We start from the raw sequence: 18,600 nt of genomic DNA, 5'->3' as shown, positions 1-18,600 counted from the left end.
CGGGGGCGCTCCTAGTTCGCGACGCCGCCTGACTGGGGGCGCCCCCCCGATCTCTCTGTTTTGTGCGTACTATTAAACTCGCGGCCCCGGCCCCCCCCCCCCCCCCCCCGACTCTTTATATGCCGCTCTACAAAGCCGCTCCCGCAGGTTCGGCCTCCCGCTCGCCGTCCTCGTGTCCGGCGACGAACGCCTCCCACAGCGCCGCGTACGTCCCGCCGCCGTCGACCAGCTCCGCGTGCGTGCCGTCCTCGACGATCCGCCCGCCGTCCAGCACCAGGATCCGGTCGGCGCGCGCCGCCGTGGTCAGCCGGTGCGCGACCACCAGCGTGGTACGGCTCCGGCCGCCGGCGCCGTCCTCGGACGAGCGGGCCAGCTCGGCGCGGGTGACCGCGGCCTCGGTGGCCAGGTCCAGCGCGGAGGTGGCCTCGTCCAGGATCAGCACGTCCGGATCGGCCAGCTCGGCCCGGGCCAGCGCCAGCAGCTGCCGCTGCCCGGCCGACAGGTTCCGGCCGCGCTCGGCCACCCGGGAGTGGAACCCCTCGGGCAGCGCCGCGATCATCTCCTCGGCGCCGACCGCGCGGGCCGCCGCCTCGATGTCCCGGCGCGGCGCGTCGGGGCGGGCGTAGGCGATGGCCTCGGCGACGGTCCCGTCGAACAGGTACGCCTCCTGCGGGACCACGCCCAGCCGGTGCCGCCAGTCGTCCAGTTCGAACTCGCGCAGGTCGTGCCGGCCGGCCGTGACCGCGCCGCCGGTCGGGTCGTAGAAGCGGGCGACCATCTTCACGAAGGTGGACTTGCCCGCCCCGGTCTGCCCGACCAGCGCCACCGTCTGCCCGGCCGGTATGCGCACGCTGACGCCCTCCAGCGCGGGCCGGGTGTCCGGGCCGTAGGCGAAGGTGACGTCGTCGAACACGATCTCGCCGAGCGCCGCCGGCACCGGCACCGGATGCTCCGGCTCCGGCGTGGACGGCTTGGTCCGCAGCAGGTCGCCGATCCGGCGCAGGCCCACCGCGGCCTGCTGGTAGCCGTCGAACACCTGCGAGAGCTGCTGCACCGGCGAGAACACCATGTCGATGTAGAGCAGGTACGCGATCAGCGCACCGGCGGTCAGCTCCCCGGAGTGCACCCGCGAGGCACCCGCGGCCAGCACCAGCAGCCCGGCGACGTCCGCCAGGAGCTGCACGAACGGGAAGTACGTCGCGATGTACTTCTGCGCCCGCAGCCGCGAGACGCGGAACTCGTCGGACAGTCCGGCGAACCGGACCGCGTTCGTGCCCTCACGCCGGAAGGCCTGGGTCACCCGCATGCCGGCGACGTTCTCCTGCAGGTCGGCGTTGACCGCCGAGACCTTCTCCCGCGCCTCGGTGTAGGCCTTGCTGGACTTCGACCGGAACACCGCGGTCGCGATCAGCAGCGGCGGCAGGACGCTCAGCGCGATCAGCGCCATCTTCCAGTCGATCACCACCAGCGCCACCACGATGCCGACGAACGACAGGACGCTGACGACAGCCTGCTGCAGACCGGTCTGCAGGAACGTGGACAGCGCGTCCACGTCGGTGGTCATCCGGGTCATGATGCGGCCGGACAGCTCGCGTTCGTAGTAGTCCAGGCCCAGGCGCTGCAACTGCGCGAACACCTTCACCCGCAGCGCGTACAGCAGGCGCTCGCCGGTGCGGCCGGTGACCCGGTACTGGCAGACGTTGATCACGGTGTCCGCGAGCGTCACCCCCAGCGCCGCCACCGAGACGGCGACGATCGCCGACAGCGAGTGGGCCAGGATGCCCTTGTCCACGCCGCCGCGGATCAGCGCCGGCAGCGCCAGGCCTGCCGCAGTGTCCGCGGCGACCAGGGCCAGGCCGAGCAGCAGTGCCAGCCGGAACGGACGCAGCAGCTTGCGCAGCGAGAACGTCGGGTCCGCGGCGCGCGCCTCGGCTTGCGAGACGTGCGGGGCGTCGGTGGCCGGCGGCAGCGCCGCGACCTTCGCCAGCAGCTCGGGGGTCGGAGGCATCGAGGCCAGGAAGCCGCCGAAGCCGCCCCCGCCCCCGGGAGCCGCGCCGGCACGCATGCCGCCGGCCCCGCCGCCCATGCCGGGCAGCGCTCCGGAGCCCGAGGCCTGGGCGGCGGCCAGGGGGTTGCCGTCGCCGTCGGTCTCCGGCCACAGGCTCGGGGTGATGCCGTCGATTTGGACTTCGGTGCCATTGACAGCGGTGCCGGTGCCGACGCCGTTGGCAGCGATGCCGTTGGTGGCGGTGCCGTTGGTGTGGCCATTGATTTGCCCGTTGGCCTGGCCATTGATCTGCCCATTGACCCGGCCGTCGACCGCGAAGCCGTTCGAGCCCTGAACCGGCACGGGCAGTACGGCCCGCGTCAGGTCCCCGGCGTCGATGCCCTCCGCGTCGTCGCCCGGCCCGGACAGCAGCAGCCGGTACAGCGGGCAGCGCTCGGTCAGCTCCTCGTGCGTGCCGATGTCGACGACCCGGCCGCGGTCCAGCACCGCGATCCGGTCCGCCAGCGCAAGCGTGGAGCGGCGGTGCGCGATCAGCAGCGTGGTGCGCCCGGCCATCACCCGGCGCAGCGTGTCGTGGATCTCCGCCTCCACGCGGGCGTCCACCGCGGAGGTGGCGTCGTCCAGGATCAGCACCCGGGGATCGGTGATCAGCGCCCGGGCCAGGGCTATGCGCTGGCGCTGGCCGCCGGACAGGGTCAGGCCCTGCTCGCCGACCACGGTGTCGTAGCCGTTGGGCAGCTGCTCGACGAACTCGTCGGCCTCGGCCATCCGCGCCGCGGCCCGCACCTGCTCCTCGGTGGCGTCCGGCCGGCCGTAGGCGATGTTGGCGTGGACCGAGTCGGAGAACAGGAAGCTGTCCTCCATCACCAGGCCGATCGCCTCGCGCAGGGAGTCCAGGGTCACGTCGCGCACGTCGGCGCCGCCGACCCGCACCGAACCGCCCTGCACGTCGTAGAAGCGGGGGAGCAGCATCGACACCGTGGACTTGCCGGACCCGGAGGTGCCGACCAGCGCCACCGTCTCCCCGGGCCGGACTTGGAGGTCCAGGCCGCGCAGCACCGGCCGGGAGGCGACGTAGCCGAACACGGCGCCGTCGAACTCCACCCCGGAGGCCTGGCGCGGCAGCAGCGCCGCGTCCGGCTTCTCGGTCACCTTCGGCTGCGAGTCGATGATCTCGAAGATGCGCTCCACACTGGCCCGCGCCTGCTGCCCGATCGTCACCAGCGAGGACAGCATCCGCACCGGCCCGAGCATCTGCGCCAGGTAGGTGGAGAACGCCAGGAACGTGCCCAGCGTGATCGTGCCCCGCAGCGCCAACCAGCCGCCGAGGAACAACACCCCGACCTGCCCCAGCGCCGGGATCGCCATGATCGCCGGGTTGTAGCGCGCGGAGAACCGCACCGCCCGCAGCCGCGAGGCGAACAGCCGCTCGCCGGCCGCCTCCAGCTTGCCGAGCTCCTGCTCCTCCTGCCCGAAGCCCTTCACCACCCGCACGCCGCCGACCGCGGCGTCCACCACGCCGGCCAGCGCCGAAGCCTGCTGCTGCGCCTCCCACGTGGCCGGATACAGCCGCTTGCGCGCGGCCACAGCGACCAGCCACAGCAGCGGACCGGTCGCCAACGCGACCAGCGTCAGCAGCGGCGACAGGAACGCCATCACCCCGAGCGCGACGAAGAACAGCAGCATGTTCCCGGTCAGCATCGGCAGCATGCCCAACAGGCCCTGCACCATGGTGACGTCGGAGGTGGCGCGCGAGATCAGCTGCCCGGTCGCCAACTCGTCCTGGCGCGCGCCGTCCAACCGGGACAGCGCGCCGAAGATCCGATTGCGCAGGTCGTACTGCACGTCCAGGGAGAGCTTGCCGCCGACATAGCGGCGCAGGCGTGTCCCGGCGAAGTTGGCCAACGCCAGCACCAGCGCCATCGCGGCCCACGGGGCCAGCGACGAACGGCGCGAGATGACGACGTCGTCGATGATGTGCCGCTGGATCAGCGGCATGGCGGCGTTGGCGAGCATGGCCACCAGCGAGCCGCCGAAGGCGATCAGCACGCTCCGGCGGTAGACCCAGCTGACCGAGGCCAGCCGACGGATCCAGGTGCTGGACGCGGTGTCGTCCTTGCCGCCGGTCACGAGGGTTTCGGTGGTGTTCGTAATGTTTGTGGTGTTCTGCGTGTTCTTGGTGTTCGTGTTGCTTATCGTGTCTGCATTGCTTGTGGTGTTGTCAGCGCTCTTGATGTTCTTGCCCCCTTGTCCTCGATCTCGTCACTCGGCGCGCGTCGCCTCGGCCGCGGCCAGATGCCGGGCCCGATGCTCGGCGAAGCGCCGGTTCAAAGCCCCGTCCAGCGCGTCGAAGCAGTCCAGCAACGCCTCACCGCCACCGTCCAAGTGCGCGGCCGCGTCCCCGAACAGCGGCGCCAAAGCGGCGGCCAGCTGTTCCTCGGCACTCCGTACAGCAGCCAAACCGGCCTCGGTAATCCGCACCCGCACCACCCGCCGATCCCCGGGATCGGCCTCCCGCTCCAGCAGCCCGGCGGCCACCAGCGCGTCAGCGGCGGCAGTCAGCGTGGGCTTGCGCACCGCGAGCTTGTCGGCCAACCGCGCCGACCGCTCCCCACCCCCACGCACCATCGACAGCAACTGGTACTGCGGCAGGCTCAAGCCGGTCTCCACCCGCTCCAGCGACCGCCGCAGCCGCACCAGCACCTGCACAGCGTCGACCACCCGCTCCGCGGGCAGCCCGGACAGTTGGTTCGACTCACTCATGGTTAGAGTGTTGAACTTCTTTGGAGATTTTGCAAGTTCGTTCGGCTAACGGTCGTGGGCGTGGCTCACCGCCGGAGCCGCCAGCACCCGGCCGATCCCCGCCCCGATGACGATCGCGCCGGCGACCACCAGCAGCCAGCTCATGAGGCTGAGCACGAGACCGAACGGGCCGTACTCGGAGACGCTGCGCCCCGTCACCCGCGGCATCACGAATCGGGACCCGATGCCGATCGCGGTCTGCGCGAGTCCGGTCAGCAACGCGGTCGGGAGCAACTGCCGCCATCCGACCCGCCGCAGAAGCAGCAGCCGCGGCGTCCACCACCACAGGCCCACGCTCATCGCCGCCGACGCGCTCCAGCCGAGGAACCGCCACCAGCCCACGCCGGCGCGCAGCGGACCCTGGGCGGACAGCACCGCGACCCACACCAGGACCCAGGCGATCCAGCGCAGCACCGACGCCCGCATCCGGCCCGGCGGCAGCGACCAGGAGCGCTCGTAGAGGCGTTGCAGCCGCCGCGTCAGGCTCGTGGCCGAGGCCAGCGCCAGCACCAGGCCGACCACGCCGATCGCGTCGCGCAGGCTGTCCTGGCCGTCGAAGAACGCGTGCACGGCCTGCGCCGCCGAGCCCTCGATGCCCAGTTGCGAGCTCAGACTCTCCCGCACCCGGTCCCGCAGCGCCTCGGGCAGGAACGCCAAGACCGCCAAGGTTATCGGGACCGCGGTGATGAAGATCTGCGCCGCCACCGCGAAACAGCGGTCGATGGTCTCCGGCGCCAGCGCCACCCGGATGATCTCGGCCAGCTTCGGATGTCGCGTTTGCAGCTCACTGCGATGCTCCTGGACCGCGCCGGCCAGCCGGGCGAAGCGTTGCCGCAGGCGTCGCGCGGCCGTTCCGCCTCGGTCGCCCATCACGGGATCCTTTTCCGCCGGGGTCCGCCGGGGGTCCGTCGGGGCCCGGCGGGCCCGTGTCGGATCAGGCCGGGAGCTCCTTCGCGCGTTGTCTCTAGAACGCTAGGAGCGATCACTGTGTGCTACGCGGCGGGTCCGTCATTCGGTGGACGACGGGTGACCGGCGGGGAACCCCGGCGCCGGGCTGGCTATCGAACCGCCTCGGGCACGGCCTCCCCCTGCGTGAGAAGCTTCAGGCGTGGCTACCCGCATGAAGATCGCGATCCTCGACGACTACCAGGGCGTGGCGCTGAGCCTGGCCGACTGGGCGAGCCTGGACGCCGACATCACCGTGTTCGGCGAGCCCTTCGCAGACGCCGACCAGGCCGTCCGTGAGCTGGCCGGCTACGACGTGATCGTCGCGATGCGCGAGCGCACCCGCTTCCCGGCCGAGGTGCTGGAGCAGCTGGGGGACCTGCGCCTGCTGGTCAGCACCGGGCCGCGCAACGCCGCCATCGACCTGGACGCGGCTCGGCGCCTGGGTATCACCGTCTGCGGGACCGGCTACTCCGCGACTCCCACCATCGAGCTCACCTGGGCCCTGATCCTCGCCGCCGTCCGCAACCTGCCCGAGGAGGCGGCCGCGCTGCGCGCTGGCGGCTGGCAGCAGGGCCTCGGCACCGGCCTGCACGGCAAGACCCTCGGCCTGCTGGGCCTGGGCCGCATCGGTTCCGAGGTGGCGCGCATCGGCCAGGCCTTCGGCATGACGACGATCGCCTGGAGCCAGAACCTCACCGCCGAGAAGGCGGCCGAGCACGGCGTCCGGGCCGTCGCGAAGGACGAGCTGTTCGCGGCCAGCGACGTCCTGACCATTCACCTCGTCCTCAGCCGGCGCAGCCGAGGCCTGGTCGGCGCCCCCGAACTTGCTGCGATGAAGAGCACCGCGATCCTGGTCAACACCTCCCGCGGCCCGATCGTCGACGAGACCGCCCTGATCGAGGCCCTGCGCACCAACCAGATCGGCAAAGCCGCGATCGACGTCTACGACGTCGAGCCGCTCCCGGCCGACCACCCGCTCAGGACACTGCCGAACGCATTGGCCACCCCGCACATCGGCTACGTGTCCCGCGACCTCTACGAGACGTTCTACGGAGACGCCGTGGCGGACATCATCGCGTTCCGCGACGGCGGCCCGGTGCGCGTGATGGGCTGAGAGCCGGCGTTCGCGAGCCAGACCCTCAGTGCCTCTTCCTAGATGCCCAATGCTCAATGCGCGCGACGCGGCCAGCCCCCGCCGAGCATAGGCTGCGGTCGTGACGGACGTGATCATTCTGCACGGCGCCTGGCACCAGCCCGCGCACTACGACGACCTTTCCGACGAGCTGCGCTCCCGGGGCCTGCGCGTGGCGGTCCCCGATCTCTACGAACTCTCCCTGGACGACAGCACCGCCCTCGTCGAGGACATCGCGGCCGACGCGGACCTGGCCCCGCTGGTGCTCGGTCACTCCTTCGGCGGCGTCACCGCGGCCACGGTGCGCGGCACCGCCGGCATCGTCTTCCTCACCGCATGGCTCCTGGACGCCGGCGAATCACCGGCCCGGCTCCTCGCCGAGGTCGAACAGCGGGACGGCGCCCCGCCGAACGGGCTGGCCCTGGTCCCCGACGCCGCGGGCCGCCTGGGCGTGGACCCCGCCGACGCCCGCGTCAACCTTTACGGCGACGTGGACGACAAAACAGCGGCGCGCGCCGTCGAGCTGCTGCGTCCCGAGCCCGCGTCCATCTTCGCGGCGAGCCCGGCCCGGGTGGCCTGGCGCGACGTCCCGTCCCTGTACATCGCCGGAAGCGACGACCACGCGATCCCCGCCTCCCTCGCCGCCCGCTTCGCAGCCCACTGTGACAGCTCGCAGACCTGGCAGTGCAGCCACTCGCCGTTTCTGAGCCAGACCTCTGCCGTCGCCGACGTGGTTCAGCAGCAGCTGCGAACCGCGCACCGGTGATGCGGCCGTCGGTGGCCCCGGCTCCTCAGCCCTTCAGCCGCGCCGCCAAGCGCGTCGCGTTCATATAGGCGATGGCCTCGATCGAGATCATCGGATTCACCCCCGACGCCGTCGGAAAACACGAGGCGTCCGCCACCACGACGTTCGGCACCTCCCACGTGGCGCCGTCAGGATTGGTCGCGCTGGTCTTCCGGTCGCCGCCCATCCGCGCCGTGCCCATGATGTGCAGCGCGGCGATCGCGCAGCGGCCCGGCTGGTAGCCGGCGGCGCGGCAGGCGGCGGCGAACTCCTCGTGCGTGCCGCGCCGACCCGGCTCGTACCCCGGCCCGGCCTGGTGTGCCGAGTAGACACGGCGCGCGCCGGCCGCCTCCAGGATCTTCGCCGCGCCCTCGACCCCGGCCTGCATATGCGCGGCGTCGAAGTCCGAGAGCCGGTAGTGCGGCAAGGCTGTGCCGTCGCGCGCGACCGTGACGCTCCCGCTGTCGCGGTCCCGCGTGATGACGCCGACCGCTGTCGTATGTCCGAGCTCTTTCATTGCCGCGAGATGCGCAGCGCCTCCGCGCCAGTTCATGAATCCTTGAACAGCGGCCGGATTGCCGGGCCCGGTCTCGTAGATGACACCGTGCCCCTGACCGTCCAGGTCGCTGTGCTCTCGGGAGTAGCGCGTCTGCATCCCGCCCTCCCAAGGCCGGATCTCCTCCTCGAACACGCCCCACACCGCCGTGGCCGGATGCAGCCGCAGATGCCGGCCGATCGTCGGGTCCGTGAGCCCGGAGCGCCGCAGCAACGCAGGGGTCTGAATCGCGCCCGCGGCCACCACGACCGCTCGCGCCCGTACGTTGACCCGATGTCCTGCCGACGTGACGGCCTGCACCCCGACAGCCAATCCCCGCCGCATCTCGATGCTGCGTACTTCGGTGTCGACGACCAGCCGCGCCCCGGCGGCCTCGGCATCGGCGAGCCAGGTCTTCACCGCCGACTGCTTGGCCCCGAGCCGGCAGCCGTACCCGCAGCGCCCGCACTCGATCCCCATATCGCAGCCCACGACGTTGCGCGGCATCGCGTCGACCTGCCACCCCAGCGCCCGCAGGCCCCGCTCCAGCACCACGTCCCGCGCCGCGGCCAGGCTGTGGTCCCGGTTCACCGAGAGCCTGCTCATCACCGCCTCGATCGCGCCGCCGTATTCGTCCCCTGCGAACTGCGTCGCGCCGAGCGCGGCCCACTCCGCGCGGACCTCGGCGGGCGTCGGGAAGGACGTCGTCCAGTTCACGACCGTCCCGCCCCCGAGACAGGACCCTGCGACGAGGGAGACCTGGCCCTCCGCGGTGCTCGTGGGGCTGGACGCGTACAGGTTCCGCAGGCCGGAGTACTCGGAGCCGTCGAAGTCGGCGTCGTCGTAGTAGCCGCCGCGCTCCACGACGACCACCGCCAGCCCGGCCGAGGCCAAGACCGCTGCCGCCGTCCCTCCGCCGGCGCCGGACCCCACCACCACGACATCGCAGTCGAACGCCGTATCAGTACTCGGCGACACCGGCGCCAGCCGAGGACGAGCGTCATCGACCCGCTTCCCCAGCGGCCCCGGGTACCCGATGACATCCCAGACCGCCGACGTCCCGGCAGCCCCGGGCGCCAGCAGGTACGACGTGGTCGCCAAGCCCCGCAAGGCCTGGAACAGCACCCGCTTGCGTGCCGATGAGGAGTCCCCGAGCTTGAGCATCAGCGTCTCGCGCGCCTCGGGCGACAGGCGCGAGAACCGGCGTCCTCCCGTGCCCAGGAACAAGCCCGCGAACGGCGAGTCCCAGTGCGAGAGCAGGTTCAGCAGCAACTTCCGATCCCGGCCGTCCGGAAGCCCGCGAATCAGCCCGTCGGCGACGACGACCGCCCCGACCCCGCTCGCCGGCGGGATCCCGGCGCCGTCTCCCGGGGCGAAAGTGTCGCAGATGGCGGTGAGCGCTGACCACTGGCGGGCGTCGAGCTGCATGGGACCATCCTGACTCGCAGGCCACTGATTTCGGGCACTCATTTGAGGCACTCTTGCTCACGTGTTGGTGCCGGTGCCGCCTCGTGGTCGGCGAGGTCGACGCAGCTGATCGGGTTCAGCAGGAACGACATCACGATGCGCACCATGATCTCGGCGGCCGGCGCCGGGTCCGGTTCTTCGACCCCTGCTTCGCGCTGGAAGTGCTCGAAGGCCGGGTGAGATGGTCGCGCACGGCGACGAGCGCCGGGCCGCCGACAACCACCCCACATTCAAGCCGGCGACATCCAAAGATCAGACGAATCTAGTTAAGTATCTTGACTCGATTCACGATCCGCTCCTAGATTCTTCGATGCCTGATCCCCGTCGGTGTCTGGAGGATTCCGAAGTGCGACGTCTGATACAACGGCGGGTCTGCCTCGCGGCGGCCGCTGCCCTGGTCGGTGGTGCGGTCGCCGTGACGCCGGCCGTGGTCGCGGCCACTCCCGCCCCCGCCACCGCGCCCGCTGCCGCTGCGGCGTCCACCGCGGAGCACATCTACCCGCTCCCGACCGGCGACCACGTGCGCGTCACCGGATCCGGGCAGAGCGCGCGGGCCGATTTCCTTCCCGCCGCAGGGCATTCCGCCGCCGCTGTGACCTCGAACGTCGATGGACGGATCACCGTCGTCCCGGTGTCGCAGGTCGCGAGGATCTCGTCGCTGGACGCCTTCCACGTCGGGCCGGCAGCCACGACCGCCAACGCCGCCAAGCCCTACTTCCCCATGACCGCGCTGCACATCACAGCACTCGACCACGCCGGCAACCCCGTCCAGGCCGCCGAAGTGATCGCGGTGAACACCGACGACCCGACCAAGGCCAACTGGGACGGCATCATGACCGCCGGCGACGCCCGCGTCGAAGTCCCGGCCGGCCACTACAGCGTCGCGGTCGCCGCCTTCGAGACCGACTCCGCCGGCAACTCCACCGAAACCGACGTCCTCACGGTCACCGACGTCACCGTCCCGGCTGCCGGCACCGCCGTCGCGCTCGACGCGCGCACCGCGCAGCAGGTCGCGTTCACAACCCCGCAGCCGAGCACCTTCGCCGCGGCCGTCCTCGGCTGGGACCGCGGGACAGCGGCGCACATGGACTTCCTCGACATCGGCGCGCTGGCCGGCACCCGCTTCTACGTCGGTAGTGCCGCGAAGGCGACCTACGGCAGCCTCAACTTCTCGATGTTCGGCCGGCAGACCACGGCATCGGCGAGCTACCTGCTGGCGTTCCCGAACTACGACCAGGTCCCCGCCTCGCAGACCTACAACACCGGAGCGCTGGCCACCGTCGACTCGACCTACGCCACGGACGAGCCGCAGCAGGACCTGACCATGACCGACCTGTGGAATCGCGTCGGCTCGTCCGGCCCGGCGTTCCCCGACTTGCCCGCGGTCACCGTGCACGCACCGTCCACAGGCCGGCAGTACATATCGGCGGTCAGCGGCGCCTCCTACGAAGGCCTCATGCTCCCGGTCACCACCAGCGGTTCCCTCGACGGCGAACTGGAGCGGGACTTCGTCCCCGGCGCCGGGGAGCACCTGACGCTGACCTGGCGCGGAACGGTCATCACCCCGGCACCCTCGACGTACGACGGACCCTGCTTCCTGTGCCGCAGCGGAAACACCCTCAACGGCGTTGACGTGATGGACACCGACGGCTCCGGCGACGTCGGCCAGTGGAGCGACGGGCCGACGACGATCACCGAGGACGGCAAGCAGATCTACAACGCCGGAACCGAAGGGCAGCTGTTCACGCTCGCCCTTCCGACCGCGAAGCACCACTACGTCTACTCACTCGACACCACCCACGACACCGGCACCACAGCGCTGTCGACGCACACGCAGATCTCGTGGGGCTTCGACTCGGCGAAGACCGCAGTTTCGGCTCCCGTCCCGATCCTGTACGCGCAGGCCCGGTTCGTCACCGACGGACACGACTCCGTGCCGACCGGAACGGGCACCCTCGACGTCACCTTCCAGCACCAGCCCGGCGTCGCGAGCAGCGCGGTCAAGAAGGCGAGCATCTCCGTCTCCTACGACGACGGCACCACCTGGCAGCCGACGACGGTCGCCCTCGGCGACGGCCGTCGCGTCTCGGCGACCTGGCCGGTCCCGGCGGGCACCAAGGCCGGCTACCTGGCGCTGAAGATGAGCGCGACTGACGCCGCCGGATCCACATTGGAGGAGACGGTGCACCACGCCGCGCTGGTCAACGCACCTGGCGGGATCGCGGTGAGCGGCTCAGGAGGTTCGGGGGGATCGGGCTCCGGAGGAGGCACGGACGTCCACGCCGTCTGCCCGACCGCCGCGACCGGTCACGTCCGCTGCTTCGCGCTGATCGCCGGCGCGAAGAGCCCTGCGAGCACCCTGGCCAAGGGCGCCAAGCCCGACGGCTTCGCCCGCGCCGACCTCCTGTCCGCCTACAAGCTGCCGGCCACCGGCGGCGCGGGGCGGACGGTCGCGATCGTCGACGCCTACGACGACCCGCAGGCCGAGTCCGATCTGGCCGTCTACCGCAGCACCTACGGCCTGCCGGCGTGCACGACGGCTAACGGCTGCTTCAGGAAGGTCAACGAGCGCGGCCAGACCTCGCCGCTGCCCGCACACAACCCCGACGACGACTGGAGCCCCGAGGTCTCGCTCGACCTGGACATGGTCTCCGCGGTCTGCCCGGCCTGCCACATCGAGCTCGTCGAGTCGGACACCACCGATTCGACGTCCCTGGCCACGGCCGAGCGGACCGCGACCGGCTCTGGCGCCGTGGCGGTGTCGAACAGCTGGGGCGGCGACGAGAGCACGCCGGACCAGGGCCTGAACTCCGCGTTCCAGCATCCGGGCGTCGCGGTGACGGTCTCCAGCGGTGACCACGGCTTCATCGAGGGAGCCTGGCCGGCGTCCCTGAGCGGCGTGATAGCGGTCGGCGGAACCAGCCTGACGAAGACGACCTCGTCAGCCCGCGGCTGGAGCGAGACGGCGTGGAAGGGTGGCGGCTCCGGCTGCTCGGCTTACATCGCGAAGCCGGCGTGGCAGCACGACACGCACTGCCCGAACCGGACCGTCGCAGACCTGTCGGCAGTCGCCGACCCGAACACCGGCGTCGCGGTGTACGTCGAGGGCGGCTGGGGTGTCTTCGGCGGCACCAGCGCCTCCTCGCCGATCATCGCCGCGATGATCGCGCTCGCGGGCAACTCGTCGGCGTTGCCGAACGCGCAGTACGTCTACTCGCACGCCGCAGACTTCTTCGACGTCACCAGCGGCACGAACGCCGACTGGGACTGCGGCGGCGACTATCTGTGCGTCGCGGGCCCCGGATACGACGCGCCGACCGGTGTCGGCACGCCGAACGGGCTCGGCGGTTTGTAAGTGTGCGATGTAGGCGCAGCGCAGTAAGCGGCGCGGGGATTCGCACTATCCGCGAATCCCCGCCCGCAGTACGGTGTGACCGTTAACACTACCGACGAGTACTATTCAGCCGATCGTGCCCGACCTCGCCGCGTTCGTTCTCTACATTCCGTGCCACCGGCTCGCCCCGAAGCCGTGCCCCGCTACGGAATGGACGCCATGAGAACAGCCAGCACCCTGGGCCGACGCCGGTTTCTGACCGGTTCGGCCGGTACCGCGGCGGCTCTGATCGCCGCGCCGACGATCGAGTCCCTGGTCTTCGCCGGGCGGGCGGCCGCCGCCGAGGCTCCTGGGGCCACGGCCGCCGGCAGTGCGCTGTCGCCTTTCGTCGAGCACTACACCACCAACGTCTCGACCAACGTGACCGCCGACGACAACGCGGCGGTGCGCATCCTGGCCGGCATGGCGCGGCTGTGGGCGCCGGGTGGTGCGTGGAACACCGGCACTGTGTTGGACGCGCATGTCCTGCGCGCGAACATGCGGCACAGCGCACGTATCACCAAGCACCGCACCGATGAGCAGGCGAAGCAGGCGTTCATCCACGACCGGCAGGACCAGAGCTACGGCATGATCGACGGCCTGGGCCCGCTCGCGTCGTTCTACAAGACCGGCGCCAAGGCGGTCACCAGTATCACCTCGGCCCCGGACGGGACTCCGCCGACCACGGTCAACGATGTCGTGCCGCCCGGCGCGCCGGCCGGTTCGGCCACCGGTCCGGGCACGACCGCGTCCGACCTCGGCGCTGTGGTCGCCTTGGAGCAGACGCTGCGCGGCAACTACTCCTCGGGCAATCCGTCGAAGGCGTCCTATGGCTATCCGCGGCCGTGGCGCATGACCGAGGACAGTACCGTCGTCGACACCGGCGCTACTGACGCGTTCGGCTATCCCGTCTACAAGTCGGACGTCATCGTCGCTCCACAGCTGCTGCGGCAGCGCAGCACGACCCCGGCCACTGACGGCGGGTTCCCGAGCGGCCACACCAACGCCTTCTTCCTGGCCGGCCTGGCTTACGCCTACGCGGTCCCCGAACGGTTCCAGGAGCTGGTCACTCGGGCTTTTGAGCTCGCTGACTCACGGATCGTCGCTGGTATGCACTCGGCGGTCGACGTCATCGGCGGCCGCATCCTGGGCACCGCTCTGGCCGCCGCCATCCTCGGCGACCCGGCCAACGCCGCGGCGAAGAGCGCGGCGCGCGCTCAGGCTGTCGCCTACTTCACGGCACAGACCGGGACGACGCCCGACACTTTGTTCGCGTACGCACACTCTGCCGCGCGCTCGGCTGATCCGTACGCCGACCGAAAGGCCAACGCCGCCGCGATCAAGGGCTTCTTCACGTACGGCCTGCCCGCGGGTCGGACTTCAAGCCATCAGCCCATGACCGTGCCCGAAGGCGCCGAGGTCTTGGTGGAGACCCGGCTTCCGTACCTCGACGCGGCGCAGCGTCGTGAGGTGCTGCGGACGACGGCGCTGCCCTCTGGGCATCCGGTGCTGGACGGTCCTGAACTGTGGGGGCGGTTGAACCTGTTCGCCGCTGCTGACGGGTATGGCTCGTTCGCGCAGGACGTGCGCGTCGTCATGAACACCTCCGCCAGCGGATTCCACGCCTCCGACGCCTGGCGCAACGACATCGACGGCCGCGGCGCCCTGACCAAGTCGGGGACCGGGACGCTCACTTTGTCCGGCGACAACGAATACACCGGCGGCACGACGATCAGCGGCGGCGTTCTCGTCGCGGCGTCTCCTACCGCCCTGGGCGCCGGAGACCTGCACGTCACCGGCGGCACGCTCGGCGTGAAGCTCGTCGAGGACGGCCCGGCGCTGCGCATCTCGGGTTTGGCGCGCGTGGGGGATCGCAGCTCTCTGCTTCTCGACGTGTCGGCTTGCGACGTGCGTCGCGCCGATCGCACCTTCCGCGTGATCGAGGCCTGCGACCTGCGTGGCGCGTTCCGTTCGATCACCGTCTCTACTCCCGGCTTCTGCGCCGAACCGCACTATTCCGCTTCCGGCCTCACCGTCCGCATCCGCTCCAACCACTGATGCAAGGAGACAGGACAATCATGAGGAAGATCCGCACCATCGCCGCCGCGTTGATCGCCGGTGTCGTCCCGCTCGGCGTCACGGTGGCCGTCAGCGCCCCGGCCGCGCACTCCGCCACCGCGCACTCCGCCGCCGCGGCTTCCGGCACGTTCTCGTTGCTGAACTACAACGTGGCCGGGCTGCCGGTGGTCCACGAGCCGCCGACGAAGCTGTCGATGGAGGACGCCGCATCCCTGATCGGGCAGCGGATTCGGCCCTACGACGTGGTCAACATGCAGGAGGACTTCAACTACCACGCGTACATCTACGCCGGCGACAACCACGCCGACCGCACCGCGACCAGCGGTCCGGCGGGGTTCGGCGACGGGTTGAACACGGTCGCCGACGACCAGTTCGGCGAGTTCAGCCGGACGAAGTGGTCCAGCTGCTACCCCGACAACGGCGACTGCTTCACGCCCAAGGGGTTCTCGGTGATGCGGCTGCGGCTGGCGCCGGGTGTGTACGTGGACTACTACAACCTGCACCTGAACGCCGGGACCAGCAGCAGCGACGAGACCGCTCGGCAGAACGAGTGGCAGCAGCTCACCGCGTTCATGCAGGCCAACTCCGCCGGCGACGCCGTGATCGTGGCCGGCGACACCAACAGCCGCTACACGCGCGGCGACGACCAGCTGGCGAACTTCGTCGCGGCCAACGGCCTCACGGACTCCTGGGTGCGGCTGGAGCAGGGCGGCGTCGCCCCGCCGGCCGGCGCGCCGCCGCTGATGTGCGACGAGACGGCGATCACGAACACGTGCGAGGTCACGAACAAGACCTTCTACCGCAGCAGCAAGCAGATCACCCTCAGTGCCACCGCGTACAACAACGAGCACGCCAAGTTCCTGGACTCCGCCGGCGCGATGCTGTCGGACATGGACCCGATCCTCACCGACTTCAGCTGGTCGCAGAACCCTGACTACCAGCAGAGCGACCTGTTCGGCGGCGACGGTGGCACGCCCTTCACCGACGGCGCCGCCATCCCGGCCGCGGTCGGCGCGACGACGCTCGCGCTCAGCGCCGGCAACCGCGTCGACCAGGTCGGACTCACGCTGGCGAACGGCGCGTCGTTCACCCACGGCGGCACCGGCGGCACCCCGGCGTCGCTGACGCTGAACAGCGGCGAGCACGTCGCGTCGGTCGAGCTGTGCGAAGGCCAGTACAACGGCGGTTCGCGGTTGTTCTACGCCAAGTACACGACGGACGCCGGCCGGGTGCTGGCCGGCGGGACAGTCACGTCTGACTGCACCACCTACACCACCCCGACCGGCTGGCAGCTCGCCGGCTTCTACGGCCGGTCCGCCACCGAGGTCGACAAGCTCGGGCTGATCTACACGCGCCAGAGCTGAGGCTCGCGACCGGCTGGATGCCGCGGGTTCGGACGCCATGCGGTACGGCGCCCGAACCCGCTCGCGGCATACCCCCGAGCTCCGACTACCCGGCGGCCCCGGTGATCGCCGCGATGAGCGCCTCGCCGGTGTAGGCCTTCCCGCCGAGCCCCCACGCGCCGTCCGGGGCGTTCAGGATGTTGACCCACGTGTCCTCGCGCCGGTGCTCCGGCCCCGCGAGGTCGGCGACGACGTCCGTCGCGGCGGCGATGAACGCGGCGCGCGCCGGCTGGTCGGCCAGGCCGATGTTCGGCAGCTTCAGCTCGACCATGACGACCGGCCGGTTGACGCCGCCGGCGTAGACGTCGTGCGGCTCCAGGATGTGCACGGTCCCCCCGACCACGCTGGTGAAGAACTCGTTTCCGGTCAGGCCGGAGACCTCGATCAGCGCCTCGGTCAGGCGCGGGAGGACGGCGCGCTCGCCGGCCGGCGTCAGGACGCCGCGCGGTGCGGTCACGGTGATGGGCATGGGTGTTCCCCTCTCGGACGGAATCGACTAGCTAGTACGTGCGTACTAGCCGCCGATCGCAAGTCTCGACTAGGATGTGCGTACTAGTCAAGCGCGCAGCAGTAAGTGCCAGTGAGAGCCAGCGAGAGCAGTGAGGGAGACGACGGGACGATGGCCTCGGACACCCGCGACCGCATGATCGACGCGACCGTCGACGCCCTGAGCCGGCACGGCGTCGCGGGCATGTCGTTCACCGAGATCCTGCAGACCAGCGGCGCCGCCCGCGGCGCGATCTACCACCACTTCCCGCAGGGCAAGAACCAGCTCGTCGCCGAGGCCACCGAGCGCTTCGGCGACCGGGTCCGCGGCGCCCTGGGCGACCTGGACGGCGCCGACCCCCAGGCGGTCGTCGAGGCCTTCGTGGCGTCGGTGCGTCCCGTGGTCCAGGCCTCGATCAGCGGCTACAGCTGCGCGGTCGCCGCGGCGAGCGTCGGTTCGAGCGACGACGACGAGCTGCGCCGCACCGCCGGGGGAGCGTTCACCGCCTGGCTGCGGGAGCTGACGGACCGACTAGCCGCGGCCGGATTGCCGAAGAAGAAGGCGGCGGACACCGCGGCACTGCTGATCAGCATGCTGGAAGGCGCGCAGGTGGTCTGCCGCGCCGTCGGCGACATCGAACCCTTCGACGCCGCGGCGCGCGCGGCGCGTGCGCTTCTGGCGTCCTGATCCGGTGCCCTGACCTGGTGCCTTGATCTGGCTGGCAGACCTCTGCGATGCCGATGTTAGGCCGGTGTTAGGCGGCGCTGCGACTCTGGGGTCGGCGGGATGTGAGCAGGACCGTGTGGCCTACCCACATCCCGCCGACCACGCTTCTGATCCCCTCAGGCCTCCTGAACTGCCGGACGTGTCCGATCCGCCGGACCGTCCGGCACGGCCTCCGCGGCGTACCCGACCCCCCATGCGGTGCGTCCCGGCGGCCGCGGGCCGTACGGCGGGCTCCCCTGTCCGCCGTACGGCCCGACTTCGGTCTACTTGCTGAACGCCTGGCCGATGGTCCGCTCCTCGTAGCGGAAGTGGGATTCCATGATGGCCGCGAGTCCGTCGAGCTCGCGGCCGATCGCCTCGGTGCGCTCGTCTCCGCCCGGCAGCGCTGCCTTTTCGGCGAGCTCACGGGTCCGAGCGAGGATTTCGGCGATCAGCTCGTGGTCCTCGATCAGTTTCGCGACCGTCGGGGCGAGGTCCGGATGTTCGCGCACCAACTGCGCGAACATCCCCTCGTCCTCGCCGCGATGGTGCGAAGTGAGTGCGTCGCAGAAGGCCAGGCAGTGAGTCACGAGCGTGTCGCCGCTCCGGCGACGGTGCCCAAGACCTGCTCTGACCTCGGCGATCTGATCGCGAAGCCGCTGATGTGCCTGGGCGAGTTGCAAGCTCAAGGCGACTGCGCGGTCGCCTCCGGGGAAAGCCACGGATGGCGGTCCCTTCGATCCAGCACCTCCATGCCTGACGCGGTCCGCCACCGGCACGCGATGCTGCGTCCACGAGATCACGCCAGGCGCCCGGACGGCAAGCGGGCCCGCTGACGTGCGCCGCGACGGAATCGATCGCAAATCCATTGCGCAGT

At 70.9% G+C, this 18,600-nt stretch carries 12 protein-coding genes; 6 read left to right on the top strand and 6 right to left on the bottom strand.

Annotated features, from left to right (window positions below):
• Positions 1 to 127: 127 nt before the first annotated feature.
• The 3 genes from ABH935_RS30705 to ABH935_RS30695 all read right to left on the bottom strand — a co-directional run bounded on the left by ABH935_RS30705 (position 128) and on the right by ABH935_RS30695 (position 5,680).
• Positions 128 to 4,138, bottom strand: coding sequence for an ABC transporter ATP-binding protein (locus ABH935_RS30705; RefSeq protein ID WP_370381428.1), 4,011 nt, complete (start codon positions 4,136 to 4,138; stop codon positions 128 to 130).
• A 132-nt stretch (positions 4,139 to 4,270) separates the two neighbouring features.
• Entirely contained in the window at positions 4,271 to 4,771 is a 501-nt protein-coding gene (locus ABH935_RS30700; protein WP_370381427.1) for a MarR family transcriptional regulator, read from the bottom strand.
• 45 nt (positions 4,772 to 4,816) lie between these two features.
• Positions 4,817 to 5,680, bottom strand: coding sequence for a YhjD/YihY/BrkB family envelope integrity protein (locus tag ABH935_RS30695; protein ID WP_370381426.1), 864 nt, complete (start codon positions 5,678 to 5,680; stop codon positions 4,817 to 4,819).
• A 250-nt stretch (positions 5,681 to 5,930) separates the two neighbouring features.
• Here ABH935_RS30695 and ABH935_RS30690 point away from each other — a divergent pair, with 250 nt between their 5' ends.
• Together ABH935_RS30690 and ABH935_RS30685 are read left to right on the top strand one after the other, a co-directional pair.
• Positions 5,931 to 6,872, top strand: coding sequence for a D-2-hydroxyacid dehydrogenase family protein (locus ABH935_RS30690; RefSeq protein WP_370381437.1), 942 nt, complete (start codon positions 5,931 to 5,933; stop codon positions 6,870 to 6,872).
• A gap of 100 nt (positions 6,873 to 6,972) precedes the next feature.
• On the top strand, positions 6,973 to 7,656 hold the full coding sequence (locus tag ABH935_RS30685) for an alpha/beta fold hydrolase (protein ID WP_370381425.1): 684 nt from the start codon (positions 6,973 to 6,975) through the stop codon (positions 7,654 to 7,656).
• A 25-nt stretch (positions 7,657 to 7,681) separates the two neighbouring features.
• On the opposite strand, the gene ABH935_RS30680 is transcribed toward ABH935_RS30685, so the two are convergent.
• Entirely contained in the window at positions 7,682 to 9,637 is a 1,956-nt protein-coding gene (locus ABH935_RS30680) for a GMC family oxidoreductase N-terminal domain-containing protein (protein ID WP_370381424.1), read from the bottom strand.
• 385 nt (positions 9,638 to 10,022) lie between these two features.
• Here ABH935_RS30680 and ABH935_RS30675 point away from each other — a divergent pair, with 385 nt between their 5' ends.
• From ABH935_RS30675 to ABH935_RS30665, 3 genes are all read left to right on the top strand, one after another.
• A complete protein-coding gene (locus ABH935_RS30675; RefSeq protein WP_370381423.1) occupies positions 10,023 to 13,031 on the top strand; it encodes a hypothetical protein in 3,009 nt (1,002 codons plus the stop codon).
• A 198-nt stretch (positions 13,032 to 13,229) separates the two neighbouring features.
• A complete protein-coding gene (locus ABH935_RS30670; RefSeq protein WP_370381422.1) occupies positions 13,230 to 15,107 on the top strand; it encodes a phosphatase PAP2 family protein in 1,878 nt (625 codons plus the stop codon).
• 29 nt (positions 15,108 to 15,136) lie between these two features.
• Positions 15,137 to 16,492 carry an endonuclease gene (locus ABH935_RS30665; protein ID WP_370381436.1) on the top strand — a complete coding sequence of 452 codons (1,356 nt, stop codon included), beginning with the start codon at positions 15,137 to 15,139 and terminating at the stop codon, positions 16,490 to 16,492.
• Positions 16,493 to 16,577: 85 nt separating this feature from the next.
• Here the strand turns inward: ABH935_RS30665 and ABH935_RS30660 are convergent, their stop codons facing one another.
• Entirely contained in the window at positions 16,578 to 17,000 is a 423-nt protein-coding gene (locus tag ABH935_RS30660; protein ID WP_370381421.1) for a hypothetical protein, read from the bottom strand.
• 150 nt (positions 17,001 to 17,150) lie between these two features.
• Here ABH935_RS30660 and ABH935_RS30655 point away from each other — a divergent pair, with 150 nt between their 5' ends.
• Positions 17,151 to 17,705 carry a TetR/AcrR family transcriptional regulator gene (locus tag ABH935_RS30655; RefSeq protein ID WP_370381420.1) on the top strand — a complete coding sequence of 185 codons (555 nt, stop codon included), beginning with the start codon at positions 17,151 to 17,153 and terminating at the stop codon, positions 17,703 to 17,705.
• A 302-nt stretch (positions 17,706 to 18,007) separates the two neighbouring features.
• On the opposite strand, the gene ABH935_RS30650 is transcribed toward ABH935_RS30655, so the two are convergent.
• Entirely contained in the window at positions 18,008 to 18,526 is a 519-nt protein-coding gene (locus ABH935_RS30650; protein WP_370381419.1) for a hemerythrin domain-containing protein, read from the bottom strand.
• Between the last annotated feature and the right edge of the window lie 74 nt (positions 18,527 to 18,600).

It is taken from the genome of Catenulispora sp. GAS73 (assembly GCF_041262085.1).
Taxonomy (GTDB): domain Bacteria; phylum Actinomycetota; class Actinomycetes; order Streptomycetales; family Catenulisporaceae; genus Catenulispora.
Note: the sequence above shows the minus strand (reverse complement) of the source record. Positions and strands in the feature narration are given on the sequence as shown.

Bases quoted from the DNA above. Each gene is read 5' to 3' on its own strand.
- ABH935_RS30670 (WP_370381422.1), top strand. From the start codon at position 13,230: ATGAGAACAGCCAGCACCCTGGGCCGACGCCGGTTTCTGACCGGTTCG.
- ABH935_RS30660 (WP_370381421.1), bottom strand. From the start codon at position 17,000: ATGCCCATCACCGTGACCGCACCGCGCGGCGTCCTGACGCCGGCCGGC.
- ABH935_RS30690 (WP_370381437.1), top strand. From the start codon at position 5,931: ATGAAGATCGCGATCCTCGACGACTACCAGGGCGTGGCGCTGAGCCTG.
- ABH935_RS30680 (WP_370381424.1), bottom strand. From the start codon at position 9,637: ATGCAGCTCGACGCCCGCCAGTGGTCAGCGCTCACCGCCATCTGCGAC.
- ABH935_RS30700 (WP_370381427.1), bottom strand. From the start codon at position 4,771: ATGAGTGAGTCGAACCAACTGTCCGGGCTGCCCGCGGAGCGGGTGGTC.
- ABH935_RS30695 (WP_370381426.1), bottom strand. From the start codon at position 5,680: ATGGGCGACCGAGGCGGAACGGCCGCGCGACGCCTGCGGCAACGCTTC.
- ABH935_RS30655 (WP_370381420.1), top strand. From the start codon at position 17,151: ATGGCCTCGGACACCCGCGACCGCATGATCGACGCGACCGTCGACGCC.